20 protein-coding genes, 2 tRNA genes and 2 pseudogenes are annotated in these 13,298 nt (G+C 60.3%); 11 read left to right on the top strand and 13 right to left on the bottom strand.

What is annotated here, in order from left to right; genetic code table 11:
• Positions 1–151: 151 nt before the first annotated feature.
• The 6 genes and pseudogenes from EL22_RS18025 to EL22_RS09910 all read right to left on the bottom strand — a co-directional run bounded on the left by EL22_RS18025 (position 152) and on the right by EL22_RS09910 (position 4,261).
• Complete coding sequence (locus EL22_RS18025) at positions 152–295, bottom strand: hypothetical protein (RefSeq protein ID WP_197075884.1); 144 nt, start codon at positions 293–295, stop codon at positions 152–154.
• Between the two features lie 326 nt (positions 296–621).
• Positions 622–2,196: a methyl-accepting chemotaxis protein gene (locus tag EL22_RS09935; RefSeq protein ID WP_050051351.1), complete on the bottom strand. Its 1,575-nt coding sequence runs from the start codon at positions 2,194–2,196 to the stop codon at positions 622–624.
• A 2-nt stretch (positions 2,197–2,198) separates the two neighbouring features.
• On the bottom strand, positions 2,199–2,507 hold the full coding sequence (locus EL22_RS09930; protein ID WP_050051350.1) for a hypothetical protein: 309 nt from the start codon (positions 2,505–2,507) through the stop codon (positions 2,199–2,201).
• 86 nt (positions 2,508–2,593) lie between these two features.
• Positions 2,594–2,917 (bottom strand): annotated as a pseudogene (locus EL22_RS09925) (amidase family protein); the annotation flags it as partial.
• A 2-nt stretch (positions 2,918–2,919) separates the two neighbouring features.
• Positions 2,920–3,198, bottom strand: a complete 279-nt coding sequence (gene gatC / locus EL22_RS09920; protein WP_050051348.1) for an Asp-tRNA(Asn)/Glu-tRNA(Gln) amidotransferase subunit GatC — start codon at positions 3,196–3,198, stop codon at positions 2,920–2,922.
• 529 nt (positions 3,199–3,727) lie between these two features.
• Complete coding sequence (locus EL22_RS09910; protein ID WP_050051346.1) at positions 3,728–4,261, bottom strand: cob(I)yrinic acid a,c-diamide adenosyltransferase; 534 nt, start codon at positions 4,259–4,261, stop codon at positions 3,728–3,730.
• Between the two features lie 165 nt (positions 4,262–4,426).
• Between EL22_RS09910 and EL22_RS09905 the strand changes: the two genes are divergently transcribed.
• Positions 4,427–5,101, top strand: a complete 675-nt coding sequence (locus EL22_RS09905) for a helix-turn-helix domain-containing protein (RefSeq protein ID WP_050051345.1) — start codon at positions 4,427–4,429, stop codon at positions 5,099–5,101.
• 35 nt (positions 5,102–5,136) lie between these two features.
• Here EL22_RS09905 and EL22_RS16055 read toward each other — a convergent pair.
• From EL22_RS16055 to EL22_RS09890, 4 genes and pseudogenes are all read right to left on the bottom strand, one after another.
• Positions 5,137–5,283, bottom strand: a pseudogene (locus tag EL22_RS16055) (IS1595 family transposase); the annotation flags it as partial.
• A gap of 41 nt (positions 5,284–5,324) precedes the next feature.
• A tRNA-Met gene (locus EL22_RS09900) sits at positions 5,325–5,399 on the bottom strand.
• Positions 5,400–5,465: 66 nt separating this feature from the next.
• Entirely contained in the window at positions 5,466–5,912 is a 447-nt protein-coding gene (locus EL22_RS09895) for a GtrA family protein (protein WP_050051344.1), read from the bottom strand.
• A gap of 121 nt (positions 5,913–6,033) precedes the next feature.
• Entirely contained in the window at positions 6,034–6,300 is a 267-nt protein-coding gene (locus tag EL22_RS09890; RefSeq protein ID WP_050051343.1) for an HAH_0734 family protein, read from the bottom strand.
• A gap of 328 nt (positions 6,301–6,628) precedes the next feature.
• On the opposite strand from EL22_RS09890, the gene EL22_RS09885 reads away from it, so the two are divergent.
• From EL22_RS09885 to EL22_RS09865, 5 genes are read left to right on the top strand one after another with little or no spacing between them, the layout of a single operon-like run.
• Positions 6,629–6,913: a 50S ribosomal protein L44e gene (locus tag EL22_RS09885; protein WP_050051342.1), complete on the top strand. Its 285-nt coding sequence runs from the start codon at positions 6,629–6,631 to the stop codon at positions 6,911–6,913.
• Positions 6,914–6,918: 5 nt separating this feature from the next.
• On the top strand, positions 6,919–7,092 hold the full coding sequence (locus EL22_RS09880; protein WP_050051341.1) for a 30S ribosomal protein S27e: 174 nt from the start codon (positions 6,919–6,921) through the stop codon (positions 7,090–7,092).
• On the top strand, positions 7,089–7,889 hold the full coding sequence (locus EL22_RS09875) for a translation initiation factor IF-2 subunit alpha (RefSeq protein WP_050051340.1): 801 nt from the start codon (positions 7,089–7,091) through the stop codon (positions 7,887–7,889). Before EL22_RS09880 ends, EL22_RS09875 begins: the two co-directional genes overlap by 4 nt.
• 31 nt (positions 7,890–7,920) lie before the next feature.
• Positions 7,921–8,100 carry an RNA-protein complex protein Nop10 gene (locus EL22_RS09870; RefSeq protein WP_050051339.1) on the top strand — a complete coding sequence of 60 codons (180 nt, stop codon included), beginning with the start codon at positions 7,921–7,923 and terminating at the stop codon, positions 8,098–8,100.
• Between the two features lie 6 nt (positions 8,101–8,106).
• A complete protein-coding gene (locus EL22_RS09865; protein WP_050051338.1) occupies positions 8,107–8,883 on the top strand; it encodes a proteasome assembly chaperone family protein in 777 nt (258 codons plus the stop codon).
• A gap of 137 nt (positions 8,884–9,020) precedes the next feature.
• Here the strand turns inward: EL22_RS09865 and EL22_RS09860 are convergent, their stop codons facing one another.
• From EL22_RS09860 to EL22_RS18020, 3 genes are all read right to left on the bottom strand, one after another.
• On the bottom strand, positions 9,021–9,701 hold the full coding sequence (locus EL22_RS09860) for a LysE family translocator (protein ID WP_050051337.1): 681 nt from the start codon (positions 9,699–9,701) through the stop codon (positions 9,021–9,023).
• A 74-nt stretch (positions 9,702–9,775) separates the two neighbouring features.
• A complete protein-coding gene (locus EL22_RS09855) occupies positions 9,776–10,039 on the bottom strand; it encodes a hypothetical protein (protein WP_050051336.1) in 264 nt (87 codons plus the stop codon).
• A gap of 1 nt (position 10,040) precedes the next feature.
• Positions 10,041–10,199 carry an HVO_A0556 family zinc finger protein gene (locus EL22_RS18020; RefSeq protein WP_197075883.1) on the bottom strand — a complete coding sequence of 53 codons (159 nt, stop codon included), beginning with the start codon at positions 10,197–10,199 and terminating at the stop codon, positions 10,041–10,043.
• Between the two features lie 235 nt (positions 10,200–10,434).
• Here EL22_RS18020 and EL22_RS09850 point away from each other — a divergent pair, with 235 nt between their 5' ends.
• The 5 genes from EL22_RS09850 to EL22_RS09835 all read left to right on the top strand — a co-directional run bounded on the left by EL22_RS09850 (position 10,435) and on the right by EL22_RS09835 (position 13,267).
• Positions 10,435–10,998, top strand: a complete 564-nt coding sequence (locus tag EL22_RS09850) for a metal-dependent hydrolase (RefSeq protein ID WP_050051335.1) — start codon at positions 10,435–10,437, stop codon at positions 10,996–10,998.
• Positions 10,999–11,071: 73 nt separating this feature from the next.
• Complete coding sequence (trmY, locus tag EL22_RS09845) at positions 11,072–11,668, top strand: tRNA (pseudouridine(54)-N(1))-methyltransferase TrmY (protein WP_050051334.1); 597 nt, start codon at positions 11,072–11,074, stop codon at positions 11,666–11,668.
• A gap of 165 nt (positions 11,669–11,833) precedes the next feature.
• Positions 11,834–11,906: transfer RNA gene (locus EL22_RS09840), tRNA-Pro, on the top strand.
• A gap of 471 nt (positions 11,907–12,377) precedes the next feature.
• Positions 12,378–12,539 (top strand): hypothetical protein, encoded by a 162-nt coding sequence (locus EL22_RS17185; protein ID WP_156184096.1) that lies wholly within the window; start codon positions 12,378–12,380, stop codon positions 12,537–12,539.
• Entirely contained in the window at positions 12,536–13,267 is a 732-nt protein-coding gene (locus tag EL22_RS09835; RefSeq protein WP_050051358.1) for a hypothetical protein, read from the top strand. Before EL22_RS17185 ends, EL22_RS09835 begins: the two co-directional genes overlap by 4 nt.
• Positions 13,268–13,298: the final 31 nt, after the last annotated feature.

Raw genomic sequence — 13,298 nt, 5'->3', positions numbered from 1 at the left:
CGTGGGTTCGAAATTCGATAGCAGCGATCGACGACCATTCGAAACGGTTACTGGTGAACTCCTTTTTCCCTCGATTCCACTCAAGGAGTCTCAATCGGGTCTGAGTTTCGAAGACGAGTCCACCCGTTGGATCGGACTCAACGCACGCTCGTTAGTGGCCGAGCACGCGAAGGATAATTCCGATGATGATCCCCGAAAGGCCGACAAGCGGTCCGATGCCGGGGATTGGGATTGGAATCAGTCCGATCCCAAAGACGATAGCGAGAACGATTACGACGGTCGAAATCTTGACCATGTTACAGATTTCTCGATTTCTCCCGTAGCTATTGGGCTTGCTTGTGCACCCTCCCTTTCAGTTCAGTCTTCGTGATAATCAAGATACGTGTACGGAACGCCCTCAAAGGGGAGGTGAATCACCGAGGATGGCGACGAACGACTTGATAGATCGAACGCTGAACAAATTCTCTCGATCGGATCGATAACAACAAACAGCTCACGTAGGCGATACACGGTGTCACGTGTCCTCGTCTCCATACTTCCAGTATGTTTGTCGGCGCGTGAATCGCCCCACCCTACTCGCTCACGTCACTCGCTCCGTGCGGCCGAAGGCGCTACCCTGAATTACGCCGAATCGATAGTCGCGGTACTCGGTGCGGTACGGTCCTCCGTCGTCTCAAAATTAGCCAAGTGTTCTCGGAGATTTTCCGCTTGGTCGGCAAGCGACTGTGCGCTCTCAGTGACGCCGGTTAGCGTGGCAGTTTGCTCTTCCGCGGCGGCCGAAACGGTTTCGGATTCGTCGCTCACCTGATCCGCAGTATCAGCAACCTCATCGATCATACTGGCTACTTCTTCTGTCGAACTCGCTTGTTCGTCCGTCACTTGGTTGACCTCCTGAATGCTCTGGTTGACTCCCTGAACATTCATGGCGATTTCATCGAGGCTATCGAGCGCTTCTTCGATCGTAGTAGTCCCCGAGGTGACTCCGTCGCCCATCTCGTGGATACCGTCGACGGCGCTCGAGGTTGATGATTGGATTTCCGTGATGAGTGTTTCAACTTCGTTCGTCGCGGTCGCAACTTGCTCGGATAGTTGTTTGATCTCGCTTGCGACGACAGCGAACCGTTCGCCAGCTTCGCCGGCCCGAGCGGCTTCGATAGAGGCGTTCACGGCGAGTATATTCGTCTGCTCAGCAACGTCAGTGATCAGTTCAACGATCTCTCCGATCTCGTCTATTTCATCCGCGAGTGACGCGATTTCCTCAATTGTCTCCGCGGATTTCGATTCGATCATATGCATCTCCTCCATCGCGTCCGAAGCGGCTTCTCGGCTTTCACGACCGAGTTGGGTGGAACTCCGAGACTTGTCCGCGACTTCGTCCGCAGAGGCCGCGATCTCTTCAACCGTTCCGGAAAGGCTCTGCATCTCGTTTGCGACCTCGCGTAAATTACCCGACTGTGACTCGGCGTCTGCAGAGATTTCTTCGATGGATTCGCTCACCTGCTGGCTCGCGTTCTCTGTCTCTTGCGTTCCGGTCGTGACTTGCTTGCTCGAAGCGGCAACGTCGTCGGCGAATGATTGAATTCGAGTGAACGCCCCCTCGATATCGTCCATCATCCCGTTAAAGGCATCTGCAATATCAGTCATCGCAGAGTTTTGACTGTCAGGATCCAAGCGCTGAGTCAAGTCACCCTCAGCCGCACGGTGCATGGTCGCACTGAATTCGTTGACCTTCGTCTCGAGGTGCGAATTCAGTTTTTCTGTGTTCCGTCGCTGTTCCTCCGCGTCAGCCTGTGCCCGTTCGGCCTCCTCTTTTGCCTCCTCGGCCTGGCGTTTCGACCGCTCGGCTTCCTGCCGGGATTGGTCCGCTTCTTGCCGTCGTTTCTCACTTTCTGCGTGAGACAGTTTTAAGTCCTGAACGACAGCGAAGGTCCCGATCGAACCGATCGAGAAGATGCCGATGACGATCGCTTGCAGCGCGGTGCTGAGCGCGTCCATGAGCGCTCCGCTAATGCCGATCCACTCGACTGTAACGAGACCCATCCAAAGGGCTGCCGTCCCAGAGACGAGAGTAAACGTAACCCAAAAGGTCTTCTCGAGTTCCGTGTCTCGATAGTTCAAAAGCCCGATTCCCGCAGCGACAAGAAACCCAATCGTTCCGATGATATCGAATACGGGGATGAGTTGTTCTGCCAGCATGATTACCCCTCTGTGACATCGATTTCTTGGGTTTCAGTATCGATACTGTGCTGTCGGTACAAGTATGCGGCGACGGCAAAGGCGATTCCTGCACCCATATTCCCGAAAATGTGTTCGACGAAATTGAGGAGTGTCCCGAATACCACGTTTTCGAAATTCGTGGCTATAGCACCGATGAACAGACAGCAGTAGCAAAGAACGAACCACTGTGACGTCTGATTTCGGTAGATAATAACAGGAATTACTCCAATCAGAGCAATAACTAAAACGATAAAAGTCTGCGGATCGGAAACCCCGAGCACGTTTGTCATTGTTGTCTGGCTCGGAAAACACAGATTTTGCATTTATACGTTAGGGCCAACATATATTCAATCCGCCATCATTTTCCCTCATAATCGCTCGACTGTCCGGAGGAGCCGCCGGGAACGTGGCCGGGCGCGGCGGGGTTGTCCGTGGAGTCGAAAAACGAGGTTTCGGTCGTCGTTCCCATCCCGAACTCGTCCATGTTCGTCTTGCCGACGATTGTCGCGCCGGCGTCTTTGAGTCGGGAGACGACCGTCGCGTCGTAGGGCGGAACGTAGTCTTCTAACATCTTCGACCCGCAGGTGGTCCGAACGCCGTCGGTCGAGATGTTGTCCTTGACGGCGACGGTCGTTCCGGCTAGCGGGCCGTCCTCGTCGCCCTCGAGGGTCTCCTCGGTGATGAAGATATTCTCGGACATGATCAGGAGACGTTCGGGCCTTTGAAGTAGCCGTCTTCGGTTTCGGGGGCGTTCTCGAGCGCCGACTCGCGGTCGAGCGAGTCGCGAACCTCGTCCGGCTCCATGACATTCGTGAGTTCGGCGTCCTGGTCGACCGACGGAACCTCGTCTAGGGTCTCGAAGTACTCGAGGATGTCCGCGAACTGGCCGGTGAACTGTTCGATCTCGTCGTCCGCGAGATCGACTCGGGCCAGCGACGCGACGTGGCGAACGTCCTCGGGCGTAACGGCGTCGTCGCTCATACAGGAGTGCACCGGCCTGTCGGGAGTAAGCGTTTCGATACGACCGACGACTGCGCGGTTCGTCGGTCGTGCGATTGAATCAGTCTGGAAAACGATCCTATCACCGTTCGACACCACTCGAGAGGGATTCGAAAACTGACGCACCGTTGTTCTCCGACCGGCGTAGTCGCCCGGTAGACGATCCTTACTCGGAGCAATCGTCGCGTACTCTTCAGTTTCCGTCTCGAGACGAGTTCATGGACGGCGAAACACACGAGAACGCTTGTGATAACTGCGGCAGTACGAGCGAGGTCGCTTACACGCTCGCGATACATCCCAAGTCGGACGACCCGGCACGAACCGAGCTGGACGACCGCGGAGGGCCCAAGCCGAACGATCGGGAACGAGCACCCTCGGAGACGCCCGCGAATCCGAGGCTGGTGGGGCGTTCGTCGGCGATCGAAGTTCGATTCTGTTCGGCCGATTGCCGCTGTGAGTGGGCCGTCATCCCGTCGACCGAATTGTAGCGGCTCCGGGTTCGATACCGGACTCAGTAGGTGGGGCTCTCCTCGGGAACGTCGTCTCGAGCGTTGGCGACGCGACCGAACACGAAGAGCGCGTCGGAGAGTCGATTGAGGTACGTGACGGCGATCTCGTTGATTTCCTCTTCGCCGGCCAGCGCCACGGCGCGTCGCTCCGCGCGGCGACAGATCGTCCGCGCGTAGTGGAGACTGCTACCGAGGTCGCCGCCGCTGGGAAGGATAAACGAGGTCAGGGGCTCGAGTTCCTCGTCGTACTCGTCGATCCAAGACTCGAGGCGCTCGACGTGTTCGGCCTCGATCTTCGGGTCGTCCTCGTCCGGGTCGGGGTTCGCGAAATCGGCTTGGACGACGTGGAGGTGATTCTGAATCTCTCGGAGTTTCGTCTCGAGATCGTCGTACGCGGCGGGGCGGGTCGTTCCGACGACCGCGTTCAGTTCGTCGACCGTGCCGTAGGCCTCGATGCGGTGACTCGCTTTCGACACCCGGTCCATCGTTCGTAGGTCGGTCTGGCCGTCATCTCCGCGGCCGGTGTAGATGTTCATATCACAGAGGTTCTCTGCCTGCTTGCATAACGGTGGCGGTGGTTATCGGACCGACTATCGACGCTAACGGCCGTTTGCAGACGTCTTTTCGATCATTCCCAGTTGGTTGCAACGGGCCGAACCTATTGGTAGGCGGAGTCCTCACCCTAGAAGAGAACGGGCACCATGGCACAGGCAACACTCGCAATTACGCTGCCGGAGCAGGCGTGGATCCAGCAGGTGTCGACCGCACACCCGGAGTCGGCGTTTCGCGTTCTCGCAGCCGTCCCCGGCGCTGATTCCGGATTCGCGCTGGTCGAGGTAACCGGGCCCGATATCCCCGGTGTCCTCGAGGCGATGGCCGGACACGATCAGATCACGGAACTGTCCACGTTAGAACGCGGCGAGAACGACGGCACCGTTTATTTCGAAACGACGAAGCCGCTGTTGCTGTTTTCCTCGCGCGATTCGGGGATGCCGATCGAACTCCCGGTCGAAATCCGAGACGGTACGGCGACCATCGAGGTGGCCGGCACTCGCCAGCGACTCGCCGAACTCGCGACCCAACTCGAGCAGTTCGGCATCCAGTACCGGATCGAAACGGTTCGAGAGGAGTCACACGACCGCCAACTGCTGTCGGAACGCCAACTCGAGGTCGTGGTCGCGGCCGTCGACGAGGGGTACTACGATACGCCGCGGCGGTGTTCGTTGACCGAACTCGCCGAGCATCTGGGCATCGCGAAATCGACCTGCAGCGAGACGCTTCACCGGGCGGAAGAGACGGTCGTCAAGCGGTTCGTCGAAGAATCACAGGTGTCAGACAGAAATGGTTCTTTAAAGAACCCTATTTCAAGTGTCTGAATATCCATTCGCTCTTGTGTAGCACTTTGTTGATTTCACAGCGTAGCTTTGATAGCGTGTTTGAGCGCTTCTCTTCCCGGTTTCCGCAGTAGCTTTCGTCGAAGTTGGAACGCTCGGAGATACTGTGTGAGCTTATCTTTTGAGATGCCTCGATGAGGCGAGAGCCACGGTCGCAGCAGCGATCCTCGTCACTTCGCTTCTCGTTGTTGTTCGCCTCGAAAAATAGCGGGAGGTAGATTTGAACTACCGGTCTGCGGGTTATGAGCCCGCCGGAATCTCCTGGCTATCCCATCCCGCTATCACATCATATCGGGTTTGTCTAGTTAAGGGTTGTGATTCGGCTACCGTATGCGGATTTCTACCGTTAGTCCCGGTGGACCTTCCACGTGTAGAGGCTCTCACAGGTGTAGTTGACGAAAAAACCGACGCCGATCCCGACCACGTTCGCGAGCAGGAACCAGACGTCGAACCAGTACACCAGCCCGGACAGCACTACCAGAGTCACGAGAAACCCCGCAAACCGGACGAGATACGATGTGAGCAGTCGACGTAACAGCGCTCGAAGACCGAGTTTTCCGTACGCCGAGAACGTCCACCATTCGTTTATCGCGAAAATGACTCCAATCCCGAACACCCAGGATACGGTCTTTCCAGCAACGGGACCAAACGCGGTCCAGGAAACGAGGGCGTACAGAACGGTTGTGTCGACCGTTGCCCCGATGAGTCCAACGCCGGCGAACTGCAGGAATAGTGCTCGCGACCGCAGGGCTCGCAGTCGCAGCCGAAGAACCTCCATGAACGATTTACTCATCTTCTGGGTCGTCGACTGTCTCCTAGTGCTCCGGTGTGGACAACGTGTCCAAATCAGTCTCGAACTCTCGGATGTCTCGAACTCTCGGATGTATTCAATGCGTGCGCGAATACACGCGAACTCAAACGGCGAGGTCGCCCTGTGAACGGACCACGTCGACGGCCTCGGCGCCGACGCGGTCGACCTCGAGGAAATGGGGAAGGAACTCTCGTCGCTCGAACTCCCCGTACTCCGATTCGTCGCCGATCGTACACCACAGCTGGACCGTCTCCGGGCCGTTCCACTCGCCGTTGCGATTGATTCCGAAGCAGACGACTTCCTCCCCGTCGTAATCGATGATAGCCCCCTTTCGGATGCCGGGGTCGCCGTGGATGATCAGCCGCTTCATACCCGGTGATTCGGCGGGTGATGGATTAAACGCTTCGAAGCGGTCGGTCCGCAGGAGTGGCGTCGTCGGACGACCGGGTCGGTGAGCACTCGAGATCGACCCGGGACTCACGGACGACTCGAGGCCGATCCTACGTTTCCACGCACGTACAAACAGATTTTTCCTGTCAACCACAAGTTCGCGCTCGCTAATTGCTCGGACTCCTCCCTGCGATCGGGTTCGTAGTCGGGAACTGCGAACCGTTGGCGTCCCGTCGTCCGATCCCGCCGCCGACGAACCAAACGGGTTTTAAGCGGCGCAATCGTAGCCCGTTCCAAGTGAACTAACCATGCAGATGCCACGCCGATTCAATACGTACTGCCCGCACTGTAACGAACACCACCAGCACGAAGTCGAGAAGGTCCGAACCGGCCGCCAGACCGGCATGAAGAAGGTTGCCGACCGACAGCGACGACGACAGACTTCGTCGATCGGTAATTCCGGGAAGTTCTCGAAGGTTCCCAGTGGGAACAAACCGACGAACAAGACCGACCTCAAGTACCGCTGTGGCGAGTGCGGCAAGGCCCACCTCCGAGAGGGATGGCGAGCCGGCCGAATCGAGTTCCAGGAGTGATTACGATGGCAGGATCATACTACACCGTCCGCTGTGGAGACTGCGAGAACGAACAGATCGTCTTCGGCAAAGCCGCCACGGAAGTCGCGTGTGCCGTCTGCGGAACGACGCTCGCTCGACCGACCGGTGGTAAGGCCGATATCGACCACGAGATCGTCGAGACAGTCGAATCACGATGAAATACAGTGGCTGGCCAGACACCGGCGAGCTCGTCGTCGGCAAGATCGACGAGATCGAGGACTTCGGCGTCTTCGTCGATCTCGAGGAGTATCAGGACAAACGCGGCCTGATCCACATCTCCGAGGTCGCAAGCGGCTGGATCAAGAACGTCCGCGATCACGTCCGCGAAGGCCAGATCGTCGTCTGTAAGGTCCTCGATGTCGACGAGTCCCACGAACAGATCGATCTTTCGTTGAAAGACGTCAACGACCACCAGCGCTCGGACAAGATCCAGGACTGGAAAAACGAACAGAAGGCCGACAACTGGATGGGTCTGGCGCTCGACGAAGACAGCGACGACGAGACCTACACCGCGATCGCGAACGAACTGATCGGCGTCCACGGAAGCCTCTACAACGGATTCAAGCAGGCCGCAATTCACGGCGCGGAGGCGCTCGAGGACACCGACCTCTCCGAAGACGAGGTCGACGCGATCGTCGAGACAGCCCGCGAAAACGTCTCGGTTCCGTACGTCAACGTCACCGGCTACGTCGATCTCGAGAACCCCTCCCAGTCGGGCGTCGACGGCATCCGCGATGCGCTCGAGGCTGCCGAAGGGAACGGCGGCGTCCCGGACGAAGTCGAACTCGAGGTCGTCTACGTCGGCGCGCCTGAGTACCGCATCAAGGTCCGCGCGCCGAACTACAAAACCGCCGAATCACAGCTCGAAGCGAGCGCGGACCGCGCCGTGGCGGCGATCGAAGACCACGGCGGCAGCGGCGAGTACCACCGCGAACGCAAGAGCGACGACGAGTAATCGACCGGCACGACGAACGACGGACACAACGATGAAATCAGATATTCGGGTCTGTTCGGTGTGGGAAGAGACACACGAACGCCCGGTCTACACTCTTTCTACGACCTGCCCCGAGTGTGGCGCAGACGCCGTCAACAGCGCGCCGGCCCCGTTCGATCCGACCGATCAGTACGGCGAGTACCGACGCGCTCTTAAGCGTCGCAGTCGCTGATACGGTATGGACGAACTCGAGGTCGACGTCGTTGCCGAGGTCGAAGTCGACGACCCCGTTCTCGTCGAAGGGCTGCCCGGCGTCGGACACGTCGGAACGCTCGCGGCGGAACACCTTCTCGAGGAACTCGACGAAGAGAGTACGCTGATTCGACGCGTCTACTCTCGCGAGTTCCCGCCGCAGGTGACGATCGAGGACGGCATCGCCGAACTGACCTGTGCGACGATCCATGCGGTGTCGAATCCCGACGGACGGGATCTGCTCGTCCTCACCGGCGATCATCAGGCCCAGACCAACGCCGGCCACTACGGGCTCACCAGCGCGTTTCTCGACATCGCAGACGAGTTCGAGACGACGGACATTTACTCACTGGGCGGCGTTCCGACGGGCGAGCTCATCGAGGAGTACGCGGTCATCGGCGCGGTCACCGACGAAGCCCGCCGCGACTCGCTCGAGGATGCCGGCGTCGAGTTCCGCGAGGACGAACCCGCGGGCGGCATCGTCGGCGTCAGCGGGCTCCTGCTCGGACTCGGCGCGCGCCGCGGATTCGACGCGGCGTGTCTGATGGGCGAAACGAGCGGCTACCTCGTCGATCCGAAAAGCGCCCGGGCGGTACTCGAAGTGCTCGAGGAGGCGGTCGGACTCGACCTCGCGTACGATTCGCTCGACGAGCGCGCCGACGAGATGGAAGATGTCATCGGCAAGATCCAGGAGATGGAACAACAGCAACAACAGCAGTCGATGGAGCTACCGACCGACGACGACCTGCGGTACATCGGCTAGGGAGAGCCGATCGCTTTCTCGAGTGCGTACCAGCCGATAGGCGCTCGAAGAGCTACGCACGTTCGCTCGAAGGATCGCGCACGTTTCGAGTTACGTAGAAAATACCGCCAGCACCGCCACCGCTTCTCGAGTCGGTCTCAGACGACCGCGCCAGCGCCCGCTGCGAGGAAGATGGCACCGAACGCGACGAGTACGACCCCGCTCAGCAGCGAGACGATCGGTGCGAACGCGTCGACGCGTCGTCCGACCGAGACCAGCGCCGCGGGGTAGCTCACGATCCAGCAAACGATCCCGACGAAGAATCCGACCAGCAGGCCGACCGACCCGGTCTGGACGACCAGCGTGCCCGTAAGCATCGGGCCGATTCCCGGAACGTGAGCGAAGACGTCGAGCGTGCCGGGTCGAAGGAGGCCGACGCCGACGGTGAGCCAGAACCCGATCTGGTAGGGGTTGGTCAGCGACAGCGCGAACGCCTTCCGGAACCCTCGAGAGGGTTCGTCCGTGTCTTCGACGAAGCCGGTAGCAGATCTCGCATCCCGAAACGCGCCGACGGCGAAGTACACCATGAGCACGCCGCCGACGAGATAGAGTGCGGGTCTGATGATCGGATACTGATCGATGATCGCGACCACGCCTGCCAGCGTCCCGACAAAAAAGACGACATCCGCGAGCATCGCACCGAGGCCGGCCCTGAACCCGGCCGTCCAGCCGCGAAGCACGCTCTCCTCGGCGATGATCGCGTTCATCGGCCCCGGCGGGGCGGCCAGCGCAATTCCAAAGACGGCTCCAACGAAGGGAGTGAGAACGGTCGTCACCACGTGTTCGTTTCGAGGGGTACCGACGGCTAAAACGTGTCGAAGCGCTCGATAGATCGGGTTGCCGGTGGCGCTCGTCAGCGCTGCGTTTTCCGGGTGACGGTTTCGATCTCCTCGTAGGGGATGCTTCCTTCGCCGACCGGTTGACCGTCGAGTTCGAGGTACGCCGGTCCGGAGTCGGGGGTGTGACTCCCCGTAACTTCGCCGCTCAATCGCTTTCGCTTGTCGTCGGTCATCGCGTAGCTCTCGACTTCGACGACATCGCCGATATCGACCAGATCGTCCACCAGCTCCATCGCCTCTCGTTCGTCGGCGTCCGCTGGAATCTCGAGTTCCGTCATGTTACCACAGTTGGGCCCGTGGCGTCTCGCACGTATCGCAGACGACCGCCTCGTTTCCCTTGTACTGGCCCCGCTCGAGTCGTCCGTCGGCACAGGACGGACACGCCCGGCCCTCGAGCAGAGAAATTAACCGATTCCCGTCGAATTGCGTCGTTGCCATATCGAGAGACTCCGCCCGTCGATAGTGAAGGCGTTGGCCATGCACCTGCAGGTGGCCGCCGGGAATCAGCCAACGACTCGAGTACCGGTAGTCGGCACGGGGTGACACGGGTCGGCACAGAGCGACACGAGCCAGCACTTCGTGGCACGTATCGACACAGCATTCCTCGGGTCGACACGATGCGCCGCGAGTCGACACGGCTATTTCCGTGCCTCGAGAACGTCGAGAGAGACTCATGTGGCCCTGGGGACACCTCGGCGTGGCGTACCTGCTGTACAGTCTCTTCGCGCACCGTCGGTACGACCGCCCACCGCGTGCGGCACCCGCAATCGCCCTCGCGATCGGCTCGCAGTTTCCCGACCTCCTCGACAAGCCGCTGGCCTGGAACTTCGACGTGCTCCCGGGCGGGCGAACGCTGAGTCACTCCGTGGTGTTCGCGGTCGGGCTCACCGTCGTCGTCTACGCGCTCGCGAGTCGATTCGGGGGTCTCGAGGCGGCGATTGCTTTCCTCATCGGACACGCCGTCCATCTGCTGACGGATGTCCCACCGGCCGTCTTTGGTGGAGAGGTTTCGGGACTGGCGTATCTCCTCTGGCCGTTCGTCGAACAGCCCCCGGAAGAACCCGTCGCCGGCCTACTCGATGCGATCCTCACGTACTACACCCTCGGCCCGTACGAAATGATCCAGTTCGGACTGTTCGCGTTCGCGGCGGTCGCCTGGTACTACGACGGCAAACCCGGCTTCGTGTACGTGCGGTCGATTCTCGCCCGATTTCGAGTATCGGAATCTCACACGTAGCGATCTGATCTCCTCATAGCGGGTGTGGTTCCGAACCGCTGGGGCTTTGCACCCGGCAGCCGACGCCTTCGGTATGCGCCAGTTCGTCCTCCTCGGACACGACGTGCCGACGACCCCGGACTTCTCGCTCGACGACCTCGCCGGCGGAGCCGGGCGACTCGACGCGCTCTGTCGCTCGATCACCGCCTCGTTCGTGACCTCCCACGGCATCCGCGAGGATGTCCGCGTCCACCTCGTGATCCAAGACGAGTTGACGATCACGTTCGACGGGAGCGACCTCCGAAACCTCCACCCCGACGAGCGCTCGACCGCCGCGCTCGTCCGCACGGCCCTCGAGCACCGCGAGGAGGCGATCGGCTCGCTGCCCGCAGAACCGAGCCCCGGCGTCGAACTCTATCGACGCGGGTTCGAAGCTACGCTCGAGGCCGTCTCGAGCGACGGAACGATCGTTCAACTGCACGAGGACGGCGACTCTGTCGTCGACGCGTCCGTGCCGACCGATCCCGTCTTCGTGCTCTCGGACCATCACGATTTCACGGCGGCCGAACAGCGGCTCCTCGAGACACACGCGGATCGACGGCTCCGACTCGGGCCGACGCGACTCCACGCAGATCAGGCGATCACCGTGGCCCACCACTGTCTCGACACCGACGGCTACACACGCTTTTAAAGAGTGCGTTCGATCGGACAGAGGCTCGAGTTCGGCGAAGTCTCGAACGGTCGGAGCGATAGCCGAATCGAAAAACGAAACGCTGTGCTGTGTCGTGTCCGCCAGTAGTCCGGGCCGTCACCCATTCAGAAAGGTTAAACGCGTGGACGAACTTCCACCGAATGCGGGCCGGTGGGGTAGCTTGGTATCCTTCGGCCTTCGGGTGGCCGTAACCGCGATTCGAATTCGCGCCGGCCCACTACCTTTCCCGCACTCAACGAACGCCGAGCGACAGCGAGGCATTTCGAGTGCGGGAAGTCGTTTATCCAAGCGAATTCGAAGTAGACCAGAGGCAGCCCGCGCAGTGAGCGAAGCGAACGAGCAGGACCCTCTGGGCGTGATTCGAATTCACGCCGGCCCATTTTCACCCCACTTCACAACGACGAGCGTAGCGAGGAGTCCGTAGTGGGTGTGTAAATAACGCCGCGCGATTCGAGCCAGCAAGTCGCAGCGCGAACGAAGTGAGCGACCGTCTCGGCGAGTTCGAATTCGCGCCGGCCCACTTCTTCCCGCATTCCACCGCCCCGAGCACCGCGTAGCGTGTGCGAGGAACTCCGAATTCGAGAAGTCGTTTCGCGCCGGCCCACTACCGTTCCCGCACTCAACGAACGTCGAGCGACAGCGAGACGTTTCGACTCGCATTTCGTCATCGTTGAGCGGCAGCCATCAGATGGCCGTACCCGCGTTCTCGAGGGCGGACCGCTCGAGCGCGGTTTGGGAAACGCCAGCGAAACGTCGGCGTCCTCGAGAAGCGACTGGGCGGCGGAAGACGGCCGGTTCCACGACGAACGCAACCGTTACCGGCGTTGGCTACCTCCCTCGAGACGAATGACTGACGGAACTGAGAAAGACGTCCATACGACCGAGGGGGTCACGGAGCGACGAGACAAGGTGGTCGCTCGAGTCCGCTCGCACGCGGGACAGATCGCTCGGGAACTCGCGCTGTTACAGGGCGGCGACTACGGCCAGGAGTCCTTCGAGACGGCGGCCGCGACGTGGACGGTCAAGTACGAGGCGGGCGACATTCAATATCTCCGATTCGATCCGAACTCGGGCGAGGAGACGTACGTGATCTCGACCAAACAGCCGCCGGAGCCCGACGCACTCGAGCGGTCGATGGACGATTACGGGGCGTTTATCGACGCCTACAACGAGTACGTCGCGTCGTTCGACGACGTGCTCGCGGACGTTCCCGACGAGTTTCCGGCGATCGAGTCGGCCGCCGATCTCGTCGCGGATCGGGATCGGATCGTTCGGCGGATCCACGATGTCGGGACCGAGATGGCCGGCCAACTCCAGCGCTACGACGGCGAGTACGGCACCTATTCGACGACGGTCTCGGGAACCCGCTGGGAACTCAAGTGGGACGGACGCGAAGTGTCTTACCTTCGGGTCGGCGGGTCGGACGGGACGTATCTCCTCTCGCAGTACGGTCCGCCTTCGGCGTCCGAACTCCGTCGACTCGCAGACGATGTCGAGGCGTTCGTCGAATCGTTCAACGACGAGATAGCCGATCTCGAGGCGGATCTCGATCGCGTCTCGATGCGGAAAGACGAGTAGGGGAAGCTTTCTGTTTTACGGGTCGCTTACA

The sequence above is a fragment of the Halostagnicola sp. A56 genome (assembly GCF_000691505.1).
GTDB lineage: Archaea > Halobacteriota > Halobacteria > Halobacteriales > Natrialbaceae > Halostagnicola.
This window is presented reverse-complemented; position numbering and strand designations above follow the sequence as displayed.